Origin of the sequence: Enterobacter sp. BIDMC 27, assembly GCF_000534415.1 — a bacterium.
In the GTDB taxonomy this organism is placed as follows: Bacteria; Pseudomonadota; Gammaproteobacteria; order Enterobacterales; family Enterobacteriaceae; genus Enterobacter; species Enterobacter hormaechei_C.
Genome location: NZ_KI973178.1, coordinates 1,326,593 through 1,343,933, shown reverse-complemented (window position 1 = coordinate 1,343,933; position 17,341 = coordinate 1,326,593). Strand labels below are relative to the sequence as shown.

General features: G+C 55.8%; 21 protein-coding genes. 6 read left to right on the top strand and 15 right to left on the bottom strand.

The window, feature by feature from the left end; genetic code table 11:
• Positions 1-91: 91 nt before the first annotated feature.
• A complete protein-coding gene (locus L463_RS16130; protein ID WP_023302966.1) occupies positions 92-478 on the bottom strand; it encodes a winged helix-turn-helix transcriptional regulator in 387 nt (128 codons plus the stop codon).
• Positions 479-562: 84 nt separating this feature from the next.
• Here L463_RS16130 and L463_RS16135 point away from each other — a divergent pair, with 84 nt between their 5' ends.
• The 3 genes from L463_RS16135 to L463_RS16145 all read left to right on the top strand — a co-directional run bounded on the left by L463_RS16135 (position 563) and on the right by L463_RS16145 (position 3,358).
• A complete protein-coding gene (locus L463_RS16135; RefSeq protein ID WP_017383937.1) occupies positions 563-1,411 on the top strand; it encodes an SDR family oxidoreductase in 849 nt (282 codons plus the stop codon).
• Between the two features lie 81 nt (positions 1,412-1,492).
• On the top strand, positions 1,493-2,317 hold the full coding sequence (locus L463_RS16140; protein WP_017694662.1) for an AraC family transcriptional regulator: 825 nt from the start codon (positions 1,493-1,495) through the stop codon (positions 2,315-2,317).
• 75 nt (positions 2,318-2,392) lie between these two features.
• Positions 2,393-3,358 carry a DMT family transporter gene (locus L463_RS16145; protein WP_032673103.1) on the top strand — a complete coding sequence of 322 codons (966 nt, stop codon included), beginning with the start codon at positions 2,393-2,395 and terminating at the stop codon, positions 3,356-3,358.
• An 87-nt stretch (positions 3,359-3,445) separates the two neighbouring features.
• Here L463_RS16145 and L463_RS16150 read toward each other — a convergent pair whose 3' ends face one another.
• Complete coding sequence (locus tag L463_RS16150) at positions 3,446-5,095, bottom strand: methyl-accepting chemotaxis protein (RefSeq protein WP_032103134.1); 1,650 nt, start codon at positions 5,093-5,095, stop codon at positions 3,446-3,448.
• Positions 5,096-5,340: 245 nt separating this feature from the next.
• On the opposite strand from L463_RS16150, the gene ytfE reads away from it, so the two are divergent.
• Positions 5,341-6,003, top strand: coding sequence for an iron-sulfur cluster repair protein YtfE (gene ytfE, locus L463_RS16155; RefSeq protein WP_015572484.1), 663 nt, complete (start codon positions 5,341-5,343; stop codon positions 6,001-6,003).
• Positions 6,004-6,089: 86 nt separating this feature from the next.
• On the opposite strand, the gene cycA is transcribed toward ytfE, so the two are convergent.
• On the bottom strand, positions 6,090-7,499 hold the full coding sequence (cycA, locus tag L463_RS16160) for a D-serine/D-alanine/glycine transporter (protein ID WP_015572483.1): 1,410 nt from the start codon (positions 7,497-7,499) through the stop codon (positions 6,090-6,092).
• Between the two features lie 314 nt (positions 7,500-7,813).
• Complete coding sequence (gene fklB, locus L463_RS16165; RefSeq protein WP_008502892.1) at positions 7,814-8,434, bottom strand: FKBP-type peptidyl-prolyl cis-trans isomerase; 621 nt, start codon at positions 8,432-8,434, stop codon at positions 7,814-7,816.
• 231 nt (positions 8,435-8,665) lie between these two features.
• Here fklB and L463_RS16170 point away from each other — a divergent pair, with 231 nt between their 5' ends.
• Complete coding sequence (locus L463_RS16170; protein ID WP_015572481.1) at positions 8,666-9,304, top strand: OapA family protein; 639 nt, start codon at positions 8,666-8,668, stop codon at positions 9,302-9,304.
• A gap of 46 nt (positions 9,305-9,350) precedes the next feature.
• Here L463_RS16170 and L463_RS16175 read toward each other — a convergent pair whose 3' ends face one another.
• The 5 genes from L463_RS16175 to rpsF all read right to left on the bottom strand — a co-directional run bounded on the left by L463_RS16175 (position 9,351) and on the right by rpsF (position 11,872).
• A complete protein-coding gene (locus L463_RS16175; protein ID WP_017383942.1) occupies positions 9,351-10,280 on the bottom strand; it encodes a DMT family transporter in 930 nt (309 codons plus the stop codon).
• Between the two features lie 152 nt (positions 10,281-10,432).
• A complete protein-coding gene (gene rplI, locus L463_RS0122630; protein ID WP_006810372.1) occupies positions 10,433-10,882 on the bottom strand; it encodes a 50S ribosomal protein L9 in 450 nt (149 codons plus the stop codon).
• 41 nt (positions 10,883-10,923) lie between these two features.
• Positions 10,924-11,151: a 30S ribosomal protein S18 gene (gene rpsR / locus L463_RS16180; protein ID WP_000135199.1), complete on the bottom strand. Its 228-nt coding sequence runs from the start codon at positions 11,149-11,151 to the stop codon at positions 10,924-10,926.
• Between the two features lie 4 nt (positions 11,152-11,155).
• Positions 11,156-11,470, bottom strand: coding sequence for a primosomal replication protein N (gene priB, locus L463_RS16185; protein ID WP_003856035.1), 315 nt, complete (start codon positions 11,468-11,470; stop codon positions 11,156-11,158).
• Between the two features lie 6 nt (positions 11,471-11,476).
• Positions 11,477-11,872, bottom strand: coding sequence for a 30S ribosomal protein S6 (gene rpsF, locus L463_RS16190; protein WP_003856034.1), 396 nt, complete (start codon positions 11,870-11,872; stop codon positions 11,477-11,479).
• Between the two features lie 340 nt (positions 11,873-12,212).
• On the opposite strand from rpsF, the gene yjfY reads away from it, so the two are divergent.
• The gene (gene yjfY, locus L463_RS16195) at positions 12,213-12,488 is read left to right on the top strand and encodes a DUF1471 family protein YjfY (RefSeq protein WP_017383944.1); all 276 of its coding nucleotides are present in this window, start codon (positions 12,213-12,215) and stop codon (positions 12,486-12,488) included.
• A gap of 135 nt (positions 12,489-12,623) precedes the next feature.
• Here the strand turns inward: yjfY and L463_RS16200 are convergent, their stop codons facing one another.
• The 6 genes from L463_RS16200 to ulaA are packed head-to-tail and all read right to left on the bottom strand — an operon-like array spanning position 12,624 to position 17,031.
• Positions 12,624-13,310, bottom strand: coding sequence for an L-ribulose-5-phosphate 4-epimerase (locus L463_RS16200; RefSeq protein ID WP_032103133.1), 687 nt, complete (start codon positions 13,308-13,310; stop codon positions 12,624-12,626).
• Positions 13,303-14,163 carry an L-ribulose-5-phosphate 3-epimerase gene (locus L463_RS16205; protein WP_023295807.1) on the bottom strand — a complete coding sequence of 287 codons (861 nt, stop codon included), beginning with the start codon at positions 14,161-14,163 and terminating at the stop codon, positions 13,303-13,305. The genes L463_RS16200 and L463_RS16205 overlap by 8 nt, the downstream gene beginning before the upstream one ends.
• Positions 14,164-14,172: 9 nt before the next feature.
• A complete protein-coding gene (gene ulaD / locus L463_RS16210) occupies positions 14,173-14,823 on the bottom strand; it encodes a 3-keto-L-gulonate-6-phosphate decarboxylase UlaD (protein ID WP_017694667.1) in 651 nt (216 codons plus the stop codon).
• 12 nt (positions 14,824-14,835) lie between these two features.
• A complete protein-coding gene (gene ulaC, locus L463_RS16215) occupies positions 14,836-15,303 on the bottom strand; it encodes a PTS ascorbate transporter subunit IIA (RefSeq protein ID WP_017694668.1) in 468 nt (155 codons plus the stop codon).
• A gap of 9 nt (positions 15,304-15,312) precedes the next feature.
• Positions 15,313-15,618, bottom strand: coding sequence for a PTS ascorbate transporter subunit IIB (gene ulaB / locus L463_RS16220; protein ID WP_003856022.1), 306 nt, complete (start codon positions 15,616-15,618; stop codon positions 15,313-15,315).
• A gap of 12 nt (positions 15,619-15,630) precedes the next feature.
• On the bottom strand, positions 15,631-17,031 hold the full coding sequence (ulaA, locus tag L463_RS16225; protein WP_015572475.1) for a PTS ascorbate transporter subunit IIC: 1,401 nt from the start codon (positions 17,029-17,031) through the stop codon (positions 15,631-15,633).
• Positions 17,032-17,341: the final 310 nt, after the last annotated feature.

The window sequence follows — 17,341 nt, the reverse complement described above, 5'->3', positions numbered from 1 at the left end:
ATGATTGTGCCGGGTGGCGGCTTCGCCTTACCCGGCCTACCCGCAATCCTCGATCCCGTAGGCCGGGTAAGCGCAAGCGCCACCCGGCATTTCACGCCGCACGCTCGTCCCTATTCGCCATCACCTGCGGCGTATTGACCTCAATCCAGTCGGCCAGCGCGGCCACCTTCTCGCTTACCTCCTGCCCCATCGGCGTCAGGCTATACTCCACATGCGGCGGCACGACCGGATACGACACGCGATCGACAAACCCGTCATGCTCCAGCGCCTGTAAAGACTGAGCCAGCATCTTCTCGCTGACGCCGCCCATCTTGCGGCGCAGATCGCTGAAGCGATGCGTCCCCTGACGTAACGCCACCAGGATCAGCACGCCCCAACGGCTGGTTACGTGTTTGAGCACCTCCCGTGACGGGCACTGTTCCGCAAAGAGGTTGCCATCGCGCATTTGCTCGCTGAGCGTTGGTATTGTTGTTTTCATACTTACCTTTTTGTACGTACTTACTAAAAGTTAGTTATGGTGATAGTGTGCCACAACACCAGACAAACACGAAGGAGATTCATCATGATCGCGATTACCGGCGCAACCGGCCAGCTTGGCCAACACGTTATTGAAGAACTGCTGAAAACCGTTCCGGCCAGCCAGATCGTGGCTATTGTGCGTAACCCGGCGAAAGCCGAAGCGTTGCGTCAGCAAGGGGTCGTTGTGCGTCAGGCGGATTACACCGATGAAGCCGCATTTACCACCGCGCTGAACGGCGTGGATAAACTGCTGCTCATCTCCTCCAGCGAAGTGGGCCAGCGTGCCGTACAGCACCAGAACGTGATAAACGCCGCCAAAGCCGCCGGGGTGAAATTCATCGCCTATACCAGCCTGCTGCATGCTGACAAATCTCCGCTGGGTCTGCACGTTGAGCACGTCGAAACCGAAAATGCCCTGGCGGCCTCTGGCGTGCCTTACGCTCTGCTGCGCAACGGCTGGTACACCGAAAACTATCTGGCAAGCGCGCCGCCAGCGCTGGAACACGGCGTATTTATGGGTGCCGCAGGCGAAGGCAAAATTGCCTCTGCGACCCGTGCGGATTACGCGGCGGCGGCAGCGAAAGTGATTTCTGAAGAGGGTCATGCCGGCAAGGTGTATGAACTGGCGGGTGATAATGCCTGGACGCTGAGCGAACTGGCTGCGGAACTGAGCAAGCAGAGCGGTAAGCCGGTAACGTATCAGAACCTCAGCGAAGCCGATTTCGCCGCTGCGCTGAAAGGCGTTGGTCTGCCTGCCGGGCTGGCGGAGATGCTGGCGGACTCCGACACCGGCGCGTCCAAAGGCGGCCTATTCGACGACAGCCGTACCCTGAGCAAACTGATCGGCCGCCCAACCACATCACTGGCGGAAAGTGTCAAAGCCATCCTGTAGTTGTTAAAAATTGGTTATTTTTTGTGGCATCCCCTCGGGTCATCTCTGATAATGAAGCGATGACCCACAAGGAGGCTTACCGTGCAAGGCGTACCGGAACAGTTCACTGATGAGAGAGACAGCGCGCGCTTTCGCCATCTGGCGCAGTTGCCGGGCCTGGAGCTTTATCACGCCCATATCTCTGACTACGCCTTTGAGCCTCACACTCATGAAGCCTTCGGTATCGGCACCATCGAAACCGGTGCCGAACGCTTCCGCTATCGCGGTACCCAGCATCTTGCCGCGGAAAAATCCGTCGTGACCATGAACCCGGACGAGATCCACACCGGGGAATCCGCCACCGAAGGCGGCTGGCGCTACCGAATGGTCTACATCGAACCCGACCTGCTGGAAGAGGTCACCGGCCTGCGTCACTGGTGGTTTAATGACGTCACGCGCCACGACCCTTTGCGCTCGCAGCAGATTGGCCGGTTAATTTACGGCCTGTGGCACACCAACGATCCGCTGGCGCAGAAGGGGCTGCTACTGGATTTGATTCAGACTTTTCAGCCACTGGCCCATCATGCGCCGGTGGTGCAGGAGGCCGCGCACCGCTTCGAACGCGTTCGCGACTATCTGCACGACAACTATATGCGCTCGCTGACCCTGGACGAGCTGGCTAACGTTGTCTCGCTCAGCCCGTACCATTTTCAGCGCCAGTTCAAAGCCCATTTCCACGTTACGCCCCACCAGATGCTGATGGCCATCCGGCTGTGGCGCGCAAAAGCATTCCTCACCCACGGCATGCCTGCCGCCGAGGTGGCCGCCGCGACCGGGCTGACCGATCAGTCGCATTTAACCCGCGCCTTCACCCGTCGCTACGGCATCACGCCCGTGCGCTACCAGAAACAGGTTATGCCGCGCTAATGCGCAACCTCATACAATACGCGCGCGTTTTGCCCTCCTACACTGATCGCAAAGTGAATCAAGATGGATGGAAAAATGATTAGCGGCGTGTTGTATGCCCTGCTTGCGGGTTTGATGTGGGGGCTGATTTTTGTCGGCCCGCTGATTGTGCCGGAGTACCCGGCAATATTGCAGTCGACCGGACGTTACCTGGCGCTGGGGCTGATTGCCGTGCCGCTGGCATGGCTGGGGCGCGCGCGTCTGCGTCAGCTGGGCCGCCAGGACTGGCTCACCGCGCTGGCGCTGACCATGATGGGTAATCTGATCTACTACGTCTGTCTGGCGAGCGCCATTCAGCGCACCGGTGCGCCGGTGTCGACCATGATTATCGGCACGCTGCCGGTGGTCATCCCGGTTTTCGCGAACCTGCTTTACAGCCAGCGTGACGGCAAACTGGCGTGGTCAAAAATGGCGCCCGCTCTGGTCTGCATCGCCGTGGGGCTGGTGTGCGTGAATATTGCCGAGCTTCGCCACGGCCTTGAAAACTTCAGCTTATGGCGTTACGGCTCAGGGATCTTTCTGGCGTTTATTTCGGTTGTCTGTTGGGCATGGTATGCCCTGCGCAATGCACGCTGGCTGCGGGAAAACCCGGATAAACATCCGATGATGTGGGCGACGACGCAGGCGCTGGTCACCCTCCCTGTCTCGTTGCTGGGTTATGTGGGCGCGTGTGTCTGGCTGGGTAGCCAGCAACCGGCATTTACCCTGCCCTTCGGACCGCGCCCGTGGATATTCGTCGGGTTAATGGTCGCCATTGCCGTGCTCTGTTCGTGGGTGGGCGCGCTGTGCTGGAACATTGCCAGCCAGAAGCTGCCGACGGTGATACTGGGGCCGCTGATTGTCTTTGAGACACTGGCAGGGCTGCTCTATACCTTCCTGATGCGTCAGAGCGTGCCGCCGCTGCTAACGGCCTGCGGGATCGCGCTGCTGGTCGTTGGGGTGGTGATTGCGGTGAGAGCGAAGCCGGAAAAACCGATGGTCGTTCCGGCGTCGGAGGGGTGATTTTTGCCGGGTGGCGCTGACGCTTACCCGGCCTACAAAATAACGCCTCGTAGGCCCGGTAAGGCGTAGCCGCCACCGGGCAAGCCTTTAGAACGTTTCCCAGTTCGCTTCAGACGCCGCCGCGACGGGCTGCGCTTTAGGGGCATAGGTCTTTACCGGCGCGGCTTTCACCGCCTGGTTGCGGGTGATCTTAAACACCGCCACCGCATCGTTCAGGCGTGCAGCCTGATCTTCCAGCGCCGCAGCTGCCGCCGCAGACTCTTCCACCAGCGAGGCGTTCTGCTGGGTGACGCGATCCATCTCCGCCACCGCCTGACCCACCTGGTCGATACCGCGGCTCTGTTCGTCGGAGGCCGACGCAATCTCACCCATGATGTCCGTCACGCGCGTAACCGCATTGACGATCTCCGCCATCGTCGCGCCCGCTTCATTTACCAGCTGAGAACCCGCGTTGACGCGTTCGCCGGAATCATCGATCAGCGCTTTGATCTCTTTCGCCGCCTGCGCGCTGCGCTGGGCAAGGGTACGCACCTCGCCCGCGACAACCGCGAAGCCACGTCCCTGCTCGCCCGCGCGCGCCGCTTCTACCGCCGCGTTCAGCGCCAGAATATTGGTCTGGAAAGCAATGCCGTCGATCACGTTAGTAATTTGCGCGATTTTGCTGGAACTGGTGGCGATTTCGTCCATGGTGCGCACAACGCCCTCGACCACGTTACCGCCCTTCTTCGCGGTGGAGGAGGCGTCCAGCGCCAGACGCGACGCCTGACGCGCGTTATCGGCGTTTTGCTTCACGGTGGCGGTTAACTGTTCCATGCTGGCTGCCGTCTCTTCCAGAGAAGCGGCCTGTTGCTCGGTACGAGAGGAGAGATCGTTGCTGCCCGCCGAGATTTCACCCGCGCCGGTGTAGATGGTATCTGCGCCTTCACGCACCACGCCCACCGTGTTGGCCAGCGCAGTCTGCATCTCCTGAACGTTGCGCGCCAGGATCGCCATTTCATTTTTACCCTCAGCCTGAATCGGCTGGGTTAAATCCCCTGCGGCAATGGCGCGGATATGGTTGATCACCTCTTCCAGCGGCAGCAGCAGCACGCGGCGCATCGCAATCCAGCTGGAAATAATCACCGCGATCACCAGCAGCATCACCGCAGAAAGGATCCACAGAATGCGTTTGTAGTCGCTTTCATTGTCCCGGATCCCTTTGGCGGTCAGCGCGGCCTGCGCCTCACGCCACTCGCGATAAACCTTTTGCATCGCGGTCTGCTTCTGTTCGGCATTTTGTTTGAACATATCTTCCAGATTGCCCTGCCCCAGCAGAACGTTCATTTGCGTCAGCGTGGCGGAGTAGACGCGGTATTGCTCTTCCAGACGATCGGCCAGGTGCTCGTCCATACCCGGCGTTTCCGGCAGCGCGTAGTATTTATCGTAATGGGTCTGGGCATCGGCCAGCAGGTTTTTCGCGGTATTGACCAGCTCGTTCAGCTGCCCGCCGTTAATCTGCGACGCCATGCTGCTTTGCAGGCGCAGCATACCGCGGTTGAGAGTGACGCGCGCCTGGTTCAGGCTGATCCAGGCGTCGGTAAACTCCGCGACGTTCTGGCTGGAAAGCTGAGAAACGGTGAAGTTCTCTTTATCGTTATTGAGTGCGTTAATGAAAATGCCAGCGGAGATCAGCTGCATGATGCCGAGCACAAGCAGCACCGAAATCAAAAGAGTAATGACTTTTATACGTTTAAACATGCGTTGCCTTTTTTATATACAGGTATTGTCTGACCTGTATCTATCGGCACGCGCGGCAGGTTGTTTACTGTTTCTCCACCTTTAAAAACTTTCGAAAGCCCTTTTCTGCATTCAATCAGCAAGTTAAAAGCACGCTTTTTTTTGTGATCCCCTTCTCATTTCACCCTTGCCTCTAAAGGGTTATAGTATCCACTTAAAGATGCATTTAAAATGCATCTTATATTCCTGATGATGAGGTAACTGCTATGGCCTTCCGCGACCAACCCTTAGGCGAGCTGGCGCTCTCTATCCCTCGCGCTTCTGCGCTGTTCCGTAAATACGATATGGATTACTGCTGCGGTGGTAAGCAAACGCTGGCGCGCGCAGCGTCGCGTAAAGAGCTGGATGTGGAGGCTATCGAAGCGGAGCTGGCTCAGCTGGCTGAACAGCCTGTCGACAAAGACTGGCGCACCGCGCCGCTGGCTGAAATCATCGACCACATCATTGTGCGTTACCACGATCGTCACCGCGAGCAGCTGCCGGAGCTGATTTTACAGGCGACCAAAGTTGAACGCGTTCATGCCGATAAACCTTCCGTACCGCGCGGCCTGGCGAAATATCTGACCATGCTGCACGAAGAACTTTCCAGCCACATGATGAAAGAGGAGCAGATCCTCTTCCCGATGATCAAACAGGGCATGGGCAGCCAGGCTATGGGGCCCATCAGCGTGATGGAAAGCGAACATGATGACGCCGGCGAACTGCTGGAAGTGATCAAACACACCACCAACAACGTCACACCGCCGCCAGAAGCGTGCACCACCTGGAAAGCCATGTACAACGGCATTAACGAGATGATCGACGATCTGATGGAACACATTAGTCTTGAGAATAACGTTCTGTTCCCGCGTGCATTATCGGGTAAATAAAAAAGCCCGGTGGCGCTAGCGCCTACCGGGCCTACAACATCCGCGAACGTAGGCCGGGTAAGCGTCAGCGCCACCCGGCAACATGCTTAGCGCATGCCCGCCATACGTTTCTTACCGATAAACAGCCAGCCAAGCCCCAGCGCGATAAACCACAGCGGCGTGACCATCAGCGCCTGTCGGGTATCTTCTTCCAGCGTCAGCAGCACCAGCACGAAGACAAAGAACGCCATGCACACCCAGCACATCAGCTTGCCCAGCGGCATCTTGTAGATCGACTTCTCGTGCAGGTGTGGACGCTGCTTGCGGTACACCAGGTACGAGCAGAGGATGATGGTCCAGACGAACATAAACAGGATCGCCGACACCGTGGTGATCATGGTGAACGCGCCGATTACGCTCGGGTTGACGTAGAGCATCACCACACCACCCAGCAGACAGATGCAGGAGAAGGTCAGCCCTTTCGCCGGTACCGCGCGTTTAGACAGTTTGGCAAACGCGCTCGGAGCAACGCCCTCCTGCGCCAGGCCGAACAGCATACGGCTGGTGGAGAAGACGCCGCTGTTCGCGGAAGAGGCCGCAGAGGTCAGCACCACGAAGTTAATCAGGCTCGCGGCAGCAGGCAGCCCCACCAGCACGAACAGCTCGACGAACGGGCTCTTGGTTGGCACCACCGAGCTCCATGGCGTCACGGACATAATGACGATCAGCGCGAACACGTAGAACATGATGATACGCAGCGGAATGGAGTTGATCGCGCGCGGCAGGGATTTCTCCGGATCTTTGGTTTCCGCCGCCGTGGTACCGACCAGCTCAATCCCGACAAACGCAAACACCGCAATCTGGAAGCCGGCAAAGAAGCCGCTGATACCTTTCGGGAACCAGCCGCCGTCATTCCACAGATGGGCAAACGAGGCCTGTACGCCGGTTGGCGACTGGAAGTGCGTCAGCACCATCACCAGCCCGACGACAATCAGCGCGATGATGGCGACGATTTTGATCATCGCGAACCAGAACTCCATCTCACCGAACATTTTAACGGTGGCGAGGTTCAGGCTCAGCAGCAGAACAATCACCGCCAGCGAAGCCACCCAGTCCGACAGGCCGGGGAACCAGAATTGGGCGTAGGCCGTAATAGCGACAACATCCGCCATGCCGGTAACCACCCAGCAGAACCAGTAGGTCCAGCCGGTAAAATAGCCCGCCCACGGGCCGAGCAGGTCTGACGCGAAGTCGCTGAAGGATTTGTATTCGAGATTCGAGAGCAGCAATTCACCCATTGCACGCATCACGAAAAAGAGCATAAAACCGATGATCATATAAACGAAGATGATCGACGGGCCGGCAAGACTGATGGTTTTGCCCGAGCCCATAAACAGCCCGGTGCCGATGGCTCCACCAATGGCAATAAGCTGAATGTGACGGTTCGTGAGATTTCGCCGTAGCGACTGTTCAGACGTCGCCTCTTCTGCGGCGGCGACTTTGACCTGATCTACCATGTGATATTTTCCTGTTTATGCCTGTCTGTGTTGTTAAGGCTCTTCTGGCCTTTATATACGCCAAATAAATGACGGACCCTGTGTAAGGACTAATCGATAGTAGGTAAGAATCGGCGGGATGAATACTATGATTTGAATATTATGTTAATAATATGTTGAAAGTGAGTGTCATATCACTCATACAGCGCGAAACAGCTCACAAAAATACACGTAACAGTTTCGTTTGCAATACAAAATGTTGATTTCGTCGTAACTCCGGGTTTTATCGCTATTTTCCTCTCCCCGATCGGAGAGAGGAAAATAAGAAAAACCGATTACAGGATTTCCAGCAGCTCGACTTCAAACACCAGGGTGCTGAATGGCGGAATGGACGCGCCAGCGCCACGCTCGCCGTAAGCCAGGTTGTGCGGGATAGTGAGTTCCCATTTGGAACCTACTGGCATCAGGGTCAGGGCTTCGATCCAGCCTGCGATAACGCCGTTAACCGGGAATTCAGCCGGTTCGCCACGCGCGACGGAGCTGTCGAAGACGGTACCGTCGATCAGCTTACCGGTGTAGTGTACGCGAACGTGGTCGGTACGCGCCGGGATTGCGCCATCACCCTGATTAATTACGCGGAACTGCAAGCCGGACTCGGTGCTGTTCACGCCTTCACGCTCACGGTTCTCTTCCAGATATTTCACGCCTTCTGCCGCCATCTCTTCGAAACGCGCGCGACGTACGGCGTCAGCACGTTCGTGGATTTCACGCAGCGCACGGTGCACAACGTCAACCGGCACAGCGGGCTGCTTGCCTTCCAGCGCGTCAGCGATACCCGCCACCAGCGCTTCCGGTAACAGACCTTCCAGGCCGGATTCGCTCAGCTGCTGTCCTACCTGCAAGCCGATGCCGTAGCTTGCCTGCGCTTCGATAGTGTCAAAAGTCGGGGTGGTCATGGGTTTTCCTTCCATCACATTTAAAGTAGCGGGCAGCATATCAGCCATGCCCTTATGGGTAAAACTTTGTCTTAAGTAAAGGTGACAAACTGCGACGAAACGGAAACAATAGTAGCCGTCAGGATTTTCCCTAATATATGTCACGAAAGCTGGCTTTGTTACGCCCATCAGGCAGTTAGCAAACTACACTTCTCAGGACAGGATAAAAAGACGCGGAGCAGGAGGAGAGCCATGCCCGGGCGATTTGAACTGAAACCTACCCTGGCGAAAATCTGGCATGCGCCGGATAACTTTCGCATCATGGACCCGCTGCCGCCTTTGCACCGCAGAGGCATTATTATCGGCGCGTTGCTGATCGTCATCGGCTTCCTGCTTCCTTCCGGCAGTGACAACGTTGATACCGCGCCGGTCAGCCGGAATGCTGAGCTGGATATCCAGTCGCAAAGCCAGCCGCAGCCTGATTCACAGCCGATGCAGACGCAGCTGGTCACACCGTCTAACGATCCGGGCCAGGTTGCGCCGGTTGAACCTGAACCGGTTCAGGAAGATCAGGAGCAGGCCGCCGCCCCTTCAGAGCCACAGGCGCAACAGCCCACCGGCATTGAGCAGCAGTGGCGTTCGTATCGCGTAGAGCCTGGGAAAACTCTTGCCCAGCTGTTCCGCGACCACAATCTGCCAGCAACGGATGTGTATGCCATGGCGCAAGTCGAGGGGGCAGGCAAACCGCTCAGCAACCTGCAAAATGGTCAGATGGTGCAGATCCGCCAGAATGCCAGCGGGGTGGTGACCGGGTTAACGATCGATACCGGAAACGGGCAGCAGGTACTGTTTACCCGTCAGCCGGACGGCAGTTTCATCAGAGCACGTTAATGGCCCAGGCCGGGTAAGGCGATGCCGCCACCCGGCACTTTTGTTCTCAGGCACGCCGTTTATTCACCCACCAGATCCCCGAGCAGACCAGCACCAGCGCAATCGCGTATTTGATGTCCAGAATGTTTTCGCCGAGGAAGATGGCGGAGAGCACCGTCCCTGCTACAGGTATGACAAAGTTGAACGGGGCAATCATACTCACGCGGTTTACTTTCAGCAGCGCGCTCCACAGGGCGAACGCCACGGATGAGAGCAGCGTCAGATACCCCAGCACGGCGACGGCTTTCATGCTGTGCACCTCCAGCGTCCCGCCCGTGGCATAGCCTCCCGCAACCAGTGCCGCCCCGCCTATCCCCAGCTGCCAGCCAGTCATCACCGTCGGGTCAACGGTCTGGGAAATGCGTTTCCCGTAAAGCGTGGCCGCAGAGAGAATAAAGGCGGCCAGCACCACAAATCCGTCACCTTTCCAGACAAACTGGAACTCACTTAACCCGCTGTGGAAGTTCACCAGCATCACCCCGGCAAAGCCCAGAACACACCCCAGCGTTTTGTTATAGCTGAGTTTGTCGTTGTGGTAGATAAAGTGCGCCAGCAGCACGCTGAAGAAGGTCCCGGTGGCATTCATGATGGAGCCGTTCACCCCGGTCGTGTAGGCCAGGCCGATATAAAAGAAGGTGTACTGGAGGGAGGTCTGGGTCAGTCCGAGGATCGTGAGCTGGCCAAACTGCGTGGGCGTGAGCCTGCCAATCGGTTTTCGCTGGGCCAGGGCAAAAAGCAGCAGCAACGCGCCGGCAAACAGAAAACGGTATCCGGCAAAGACGACTTTGGAGGGGATATCATCGGTCGCGATCTGAAAGAGTTCGTAGCCACTTTTAATGGCCGGGTACGAGCTTCCCCAAAGCAGACAGCAGAGCGTGGCGCAGGCATAGGCCACATTGCGACGGGCAAAGACGGGCGTGGGCAGAGCAGTATCCATGACAAATCTCATAAATAAAATTGCGTTTCAATTTATTATCAGAGAATGCGTCAGGAATAGCGACCTTACAAGAGCAAAAGATGACGCAGGGTCACGCTAAAAAGCAAAACGCCGGCACAAGGCCGGCGCTTCGACGCGAGCAGAGTAAAAAATTACTCAGCTACTACGTTAACAACCAGTTTAGCGAACACTTCGCTGTGAACCTGGAAGTCAACTTCGTGCTCACCAGTGGTACGCAGAACGCCGTTCGGCATACGAACTTCGCTCTTAGCCACTTTAACGCCTGCCGCAGTTACTGCATCAGCGATATCGCGGGTACCGATGGAACCGAACAGTTTACCTTCGTCGCCAGCTTTAGACGCGATAGTAACGGTGCCCAGTGCGTTGATTGCTTCAGCGCGAGCGTTAGCAGCCGCCAGAACGTCAGCCAGTTTGGCTTCCAGTTCAGCACGACGTGCTTCGAAAAACTCTACGTTTTTCTTAGTAGCTGGAACAGCTTTACCCTGTGGAACCAGGAAGTTACGAGCGTAACCCGCTTTAACGTTTACCTGATCACCCAGGCTGCCCAGGTTTGCTACTTTATCAAGCAGAATAACTTGCATTACCTTATCCTCTTAAAGTCGTATTAATGGACCGTGCCCGATTACTGATGACGATCAGTGTACGGCAGCAGAGACAGGTAGCGAGCGCGTTTGATAGCGCGAGCCAGCTGACGCTGATATTTTGCACGAGTACCGGTGATACGGCTTGGGACAATCTTACCGCTTTCGGTGATGTAGTTTTTCAGCGTTGCGATATCTTTATAGTCGATCTCTTGAACGCCTTCCGCGGTGAAACGGCAGAACTTGCGACGACGGAAATAACGTGCCATATGGCTAGTCTCCAGAATCTATCAAATCAATCTGCTCGGCATGCAGAACCATTTTGCTCAGGCCGTTCTTTGCCTTGTGGCAAGAAATGAACCCCTGAACGATTACTGCACTACCGACCGTTAAACTGTGAGTAATGGCCTGGTTTTCGTGTCCGCTAATAATTACGGGCATTTGGCACCACGCCTGCCGGTGAAACCCGGCTTCCTCTTGCACAGAACGATGCTCAAGCACGAACTGGCAATGCGGAATTCCTGATGGGCTGACCTTTCGAAGGGGGGTCCTGCACACGGTGCCGGACAACACCAGACGGTTGGTCATCAGAAATTACTCTTCAGAATCCCCAGCATCAGAATCATCTGCGGTTTCGTTTGCGAAATCATCGCGACGCTCACGGCGCTCGTCTTTCGCTTTAACCATCGGAGATGCTTCGGTCACTGCGTGTTTGGTACGCATAACCATGCTGCGGATAACGGCATCGTTGAAGCGGAAGGTAGTTTCCAGCTCATCGATCACTTCCTGCGGAGCTTCAACGTTCATCAGAACGTAGTGTGCTTTGTGCAGTTTGTTGATCGGGTAAGCCAGCTGACGGCGGCCCCAGTCTTCCAGACGGTGGATCGTGCCTTCTGCACCAGTGATGGCAGCAGAGTAACGCTCGATCATGCCCGGAACCTGTTCGCTCTGGTCAGGGTGGACCATAAAAACGATTTCGTAATGACGCATCGAATTGCTCCTTACGGATTATTCAGCCTCCTGTCTGGGTCAGCCGAGGCCCGGGGAGGCAAGGAACGTGTTAAAGGTCGGCTGAAAAATTGACGCGTCATAATACTTGCGCCCCCCAGGAAACTCAAGCTGATTGCACAAATAATTCGCACAAAGGGTAAAGCTGTTCTAAGTGGGTGATTTAAAATCGCACTCATCAGAAGCGCTGTTTTTTTGAACAACACCATCAGAAATGGTCACCCATCGCAACCCGGGTAGCGATTACACTTTAATCAGAGACACTGAACAGAGAAGGAGAACATTACCCCGTATCACAGCACGCAGTCGTGGAGCGCATATCATGAAAAGAATCGCAATCGCCATTTTGGCTGCACTTTTGCTCAGTGCAAACGCGATGGCAGCCATCAGAATAGACAGCCAACAGGCCAGAAACATGGATGATGTGCAGAGCTTAGGCGTTATTTACATCAATCATAACTTCGCCACTGAAAGTGAAGCAGATCAGGCGCTTAATGAAGAAACCGATGCGCAGGGCGCAAAATACTATCACGTCATGCTGACACGTGAGCCCGGCAGCAACGGTAATATGCACGCCAGTGCAGATATTTATCAGTAACGCTTTATCGCTAGCACCAGGAAAGCCAACGAAAATCAAAGCCATATATAATTTGCCCCCTGCCCGGGGGCTTTTTTTATGAATGGCTCCGGAATACCACCGGTTACAACTGTTTCGGTATTCCAGAGCACTTATTCACTTCTGCCCGTAATAAGCATTCGGGCCGTGCTTACGCATGAAATGCTTGTTCATCAGGTAATCATCAATGCCCTGAAGCTGTGGGTTAATGCCGCGCGCAATCCACGCCATTCTGGCCACCTCTTCCATCACCACCGCGTTATGCACGGCGTCATGCGCATCTTTACCCCAGGAGAACGGACCATGCTGGTACACCACAATACCCGGCGTATGCAGTGGTTCCGTCTCACCCAGCGTTTCGATAATGACCCTGCCGGTGTTAAGTTCGTACTCGCCTTCGACCTCAGCCTGCGTTAACGCTCGCGTGCAGGGAATATCGCCGAAGAAGTAATCTGCGTGCGTCGTACCCAAAGCATGGATCGCCAGCCCGGCCTGTGCCCAGGCGGTGGCGTGCGTGGAATGGGTATGCACAACCCCCCCCAGAGACGGGTAACGCTGATACAGCGCCAGGTGGGTTGCCGTATCTGAAGAAGGGCGCCATTTGCCTTCAACGACGTGTCCTTCCAGGTCAACCACCACCATATCGTCCGCTTTCATGGCGTCATAGGCCACGCCGCTCGGCTTAATCACCACCAGCCCCTGCTCGCGATCGATGGCGCTTACGTTGCCCCAGGTAAACGTCACCAGTCCATAGCGCGGGAGATCCATATTGGCTTCAAAGACCTGCTGTTTCAGCTTAAGCATGTTCCGCCTCCATCAGCCCTGCCCGCGCCATGCGCTCGCGCACCCAGTCCCGGGCTTTCGCCACTTCTGCCGCCGGGTCGTCCGCGGTTTCGCTCCACATCTCAATCAGGTAAGGCCCGCAATAACCTGTCTGTTTGAGCGTCTGGAAGCACCGTTCGAAATCCACCACCCCGGTGCCGAACGGTACGTTTTTAAACACGCCAGGACGGGTATCTTTAACGTGCACCGCCACGATATGCCCGATGCCCGCCTGAAGCTCCATCTGTACGTCGTTATCCCATGCCGACAGGTTTCCGATATCCGGATAAAGCTGGAACCATGGGTTGTTCAGATAGTGCGCATAGCCCAGCGCCTTGCTGATGGAGTTCATCAACGGATAATCCATGATCTCCATCGCCAGCGTCACCTGCGCACGGCTTGCCATCTCAACGCTCTCTTTCAGGCCCTCCCGGAAACGACGGCGCGTTTCATCGTTGGCTTCCTGATAGTAAACATCGTAACCCGCCAGTTGGATCACGCGGATGCCGACATCCTGTGCAAAGCGAATGGCTTTACGCATGATCTCCAGCCCTTCGGCGCGTACAGCATCATCTTCGCTGCCAAGCGGAAAACGACGATGAGCGCTCAGGCACATGGATGGCACGCGCACGCCGGTTTCGGCAATGGCGCTCACCAGCGCCAGACGCTGGTCGCGGCGCCAGTCCAGGCGAGAAAGACGCTCGTCCGTCTCATCCACAGACATTTCGACAAAATCGAAACCCAGCTGCTTCGCCAGCTGCAACCGCACCAGCCAGCACTCCCCCGCAGGGAGTGCCTTTTCATAGATGCCAAGCGGGACCTGTTTTGACAACATACCCGCTCCTTAACCCCAAAGCTGAGCGATTGAGCGTTTGAACTGACGCGCCGCTTCCACCGGAGACGCAGCATCACGAATGCTACGACCGGCAATAAAGACGTGAATCGGGATACCCTGGAACAGCGGCAGATCCTCCAGCGCCAGGCCACCGGTGACGGTCACTTTGAAGCCCATATCGGCCAGACGTTTGATCGCGCTGATATCGGCTTCGCCCCACGCCACGCCTGCGGCCTGCGCATCACGGCTACGGTGATAAACCACCTGCTGGATACCCGCTTCGCGCCACTCCTGCGCCTGCTCCCAGGTCCAGAAACCAGTCAGTTCAATCTGCACGTCGCCGTTGAACTCTTTCGCCACGTCCAGCGCGCCTTTCGCGGTGTTGATATCCGCACAGCAGATCACGGTGACCCAGTCGGCATTGGCTTCAAAGCACATGCGAGAGAGGATTTTGCCCGCGTCGGCGATTTTGGCATCCGCCAGCACGATTTTATGCGGATAGAGCGCCTTCAGGTCACGAACCGCACGAACGCCTTCGCCCACGCACAGAATGGTGCCGACTTCGATGATGTCCACTTCTTCCGCAATCAGACGGGTGGTTTCGTAAGCGTGAGACAGAGTCTGGTTATCCAGCGCGACCTGCAACATTGGTAATGACATTTTCAATTCCTCTTAAACGGCCGCCGCAGTGGCGTTATCAATTAAATCCAGCACGTCCTGCGCGGTACGACAGGCGCGTAAACGGTCAAAATTAGCTTCATCATCAAACAGATTGACGATCTGCATGATCCCCACCTCCTGGTGGGTGTTGGCATCGACAGCCGCCATGGTGATCAGAATGTCGACCGGGTCGTTATCTTCGTGGTTGAACACCAGTGGTTTTTTCAACGTCACCAGCGCAAAACCGGTTTTCTTGACGCCCTCTTCGGGACGGCCATGCGGCATTGCCAGCCCCGGGGCAATCACAAAATAGGGTCCAAACTGCGCCACGCCATCCAGAATGGCCTGGTAATAATGCGGCTCGACAACGTCCGCCTTAACCAGCAGGTCCACGCCCAGCTTCACCGCTTCCTGCCAGGTGCTGGCTTCGGCCTGTAAAAGGATGGAGTTATTCTCTGCCAGCGAATCACGTAGTTTCATGTGGCATCCTTACTTCACGTCTTGTGGGAAGTGTTCTTTGATCACTTCCAGCAGCTTTGGCCCGAAATCCGCAGGCGACAGCATGTTGCGTACGCCTACCACGTATTTGTTGCCCGACACGCTAATCTCGCCGGCAATGTGCGTTGAGGCGATGATGATGTCCGCGCCGTTCAGTTCACTTTTGTATTCACCCACTGCGCAGCTGTTCACCGTGTGGTCAATGTTTGACTGGGTTAAAAACTGGTCCACTTTCATCTTCATGATCATGGAGCTACCTTGCCCATTGCCACACACAGCCAGGATACGTACGGTCATAATCGAAACTCCTTAATGAGCAGACACTTCTGCTGTTTGTTTTTCTGCATCTTCTTCAGCCCGCAGCGAACGGCCAGCGAAGAACATATAAGCCAGGGCAATCAGGATGATGACGGCCATAAAGACCAGCCCGACGGACGCAAAGCCCTGCATCATCGGCGGCGCCAGAATTGACCAGTCCGCCATGCCCATCCAGGCGCTCATGCCGGTGAGCTTGACCGCCCACACGCACCCGAAGATTTCAACCATGCCCATCACCAGGCAGATCTTGAGCGCTGCGCGCCATCCGCCGAAGTGGTTAGCAAACACGCCGATAGTGGCGTTGGAGAAGAACATCGGGATAAAGCCAGGAATAATCAGGATTGAGGAGCCACAGCCCACCAGGATGCCGACCGCAATCAGCTGGCCGATGGTGCCCCACATAAAGCCCCAGACGACGGCGTTTGGCGCAAAGCTATAGATAGCCGCACAGTCAATCGCCAGCACCGCGCCAGGGATCAGGCGCTGGGAGATGCCGTTAAACGCTTCCGACAGTTCGGCGACGAACATACGCACGCCCTGGGTGATGATGAAAATGGCCACCGCGAAGGAGAAACCGGTTTGCAGGATATAGACCGTCCAGTGGGTTTTACCCGCCATCGCCTGCACCACGTCAATGCCAAAGGAGAGCAGGATGGCACCGAAGAAGATGGTCATCACAATTGCCGTGGAGACGATGTTGTCGTGGAAGATATTCAGCCAGCCAGGCAATTTGAGGTCTTCAACACTCTCCTCTTTTTTGCCCAGGTACGGCGCAACTTTGTAAGCAATCCAGGAGGCGAACTGCTGCTGGTGACCGATGGAGAAGCCGCAGCCGTCCGTAACGTCCTGCGTTGGCTTATACATCATGTTGGAGGTGATGCCCCAGTAAAGCGAGACCAGTATTGCCGTGCAGATGACGGTGGTCCACATTGGGTAGCCGAAGATATAGAGAGAAACCGCAATCAGCCCCGCCTGCTGGAACATGATGTGCCCGGTGAGCATGATGGTGCGAATACCGGTGATGCGGCGCAGGAGCACGTAAATGATGTTCAGCGCCAGCGCGAGCAGTACCGCATACCCAACCCAGCTGTACGCATCCCCCATACGATCGATGGTGGCCATCATGGACGCGTAAGTGTCAGAGATGGCGCCGTTAATGCCGTACACCTCTGACATTTTGGCAACAACCGGCTTAAACGTGCTGGTCAGAATGCCAGACCCCGCCTGCAACAGCATAAAACCAATGATGGTTTTGATGGTGCCTTTGATAATCACGCTGACGCTTTTGCGCAGCAGGATGTACCCCAGGCACGTCACGATACCCAGCAACAGCGGGGCGTTGGTCATTACCTGATTAAAGAACACGGTAAAGACGTTGTAGAGGATCTCCATAACTCTCTCCAGAAAATGAGAACACGAGGGGCAATCCCTGTGTGGTTGGTGTCATCACTCTATTAATCACAAATAATCATCACAAGATTGCATTTGATTATTTGTGACGGATCACGCAATTTATTTCCATGGTATTAGTAATGATTTTCACTACCAATCCAAACAAATAAATAAATTCTTAAATTTCAATATATTAATCATTTATAATGGTTATCTTAACAACGTCATGAAGTTTTTTCTGTGAGGTGGCGAGGGGAATTTTCCGCAAATCAGCCATTGCAAATCGATTAAAACAGTGCCAGCATTAATC

What these genes read in the sequence shown, in the direction of transcription:
- L463_RS16130 (WP_023302966.1), bottom strand. Translation starts at nt 478, where the DNA reads ATGAAAACAACAATACCAACGCTCAGCGAGCAAATGCGCGATGGCAAC.
- L463_RS16135 (WP_017383937.1), top strand. Translation starts at nt 563, where the DNA reads ATGATCGCGATTACCGGCGCAACCGGCCAGCTTGGCCAACACGTTATT.
- L463_RS16145 (WP_032673103.1), top strand. Translation starts at nt 2,393, where the DNA reads ATGATTAGCGGCGTGTTGTATGCCCTGCTTGCGGGTTTGATGTGGGGG.
- L463_RS16150 (WP_032103134.1), bottom strand. Translation starts at nt 5,095, where the DNA reads ATGTTTAAACGTATAAAAGTCATTACTCTTTTGATTTCGGTGCTGCTT.
- ytfE (WP_015572484.1), top strand. Translation starts at nt 5,341, where the DNA reads ATGGCCTTCCGCGACCAACCCTTAGGCGAGCTGGCGCTCTCTATCCCT.
- cycA (WP_015572483.1), bottom strand. Translation starts at nt 7,499, where the DNA reads ATGGTAGATCAGGTCAAAGTCGCCGCCGCAGAAGAGGCGACGTCTGAA.
- fklB (WP_008502892.1), bottom strand. Translation starts at nt 8,434, where the DNA reads ATGACCACCCCGACTTTTGACACTATCGAAGCGCAGGCAAGCTACGGC.
- L463_RS16170 (WP_015572481.1), top strand. Translation starts at nt 8,666, where the DNA reads ATGCCCGGGCGATTTGAACTGAAACCTACCCTGGCGAAAATCTGGCAT.
- L463_RS16175 (WP_017383942.1), bottom strand. Translation starts at nt 10,280, where the DNA reads ATGGATACTGCTCTGCCCACGCCCGTCTTTGCCCGTCGCAATGTGGCC.
- rplI (WP_006810372.1), bottom strand. Translation starts at nt 10,882, where the DNA reads ATGCAAGTTATTCTGCTTGATAAAGTAGCAAACCTGGGCAGCCTGGGT.
- rpsR (WP_000135199.1), bottom strand. Translation starts at nt 11,151, where the DNA reads ATGGCACGTTATTTCCGTCGTCGCAAGTTCTGCCGTTTCACCGCGGAA.
- priB (WP_003856035.1), bottom strand. Translation starts at nt 11,470, where the DNA reads ATGACCAACCGTCTGGTGTTGTCCGGCACCGTGTGCAGGACCCCCCTT.
- rpsF (WP_003856034.1), bottom strand. Translation starts at nt 11,872, where the DNA reads ATGCGTCATTACGAAATCGTTTTTATGGTCCACCCTGACCAGAGCGAA.
- yjfY (WP_017383944.1), top strand. Translation starts at nt 12,213, where the DNA reads ATGAAAAGAATCGCAATCGCCATTTTGGCTGCACTTTTGCTCAGTGCA.
- L463_RS16200 (WP_032103133.1), bottom strand. Translation starts at nt 13,310, where the DNA reads ATGCTTAAGCTGAAACAGCAGGTCTTTGAAGCCAATATGGATCTCCCG.
- L463_RS16205 (WP_023295807.1), bottom strand. Translation starts at nt 14,163, where the DNA reads ATGTTGTCAAAACAGGTCCCGCTTGGCATCTATGAAAAGGCACTCCCT.
- ulaD (WP_017694667.1), bottom strand. Translation starts at nt 14,823, where the DNA reads ATGTCATTACCAATGTTGCAGGTCGCGCTGGATAACCAGACTCTGTCT.
- ulaC (WP_017694668.1), bottom strand. Translation starts at nt 15,303, where the DNA reads ATGAAACTACGTGATTCGCTGGCAGAGAATAACTCCATCCTTTTACAG.
- ulaB (WP_003856022.1), bottom strand. Translation starts at nt 15,618, where the DNA reads ATGACCGTACGTATCCTGGCTGTGTGTGGCAATGGGCAAGGTAGCTCC.
- ulaA (WP_015572475.1), bottom strand. Translation starts at nt 17,031, where the DNA reads ATGGAGATCCTCTACAACGTCTTTACCGTGTTCTTTAATCAGGTAATG.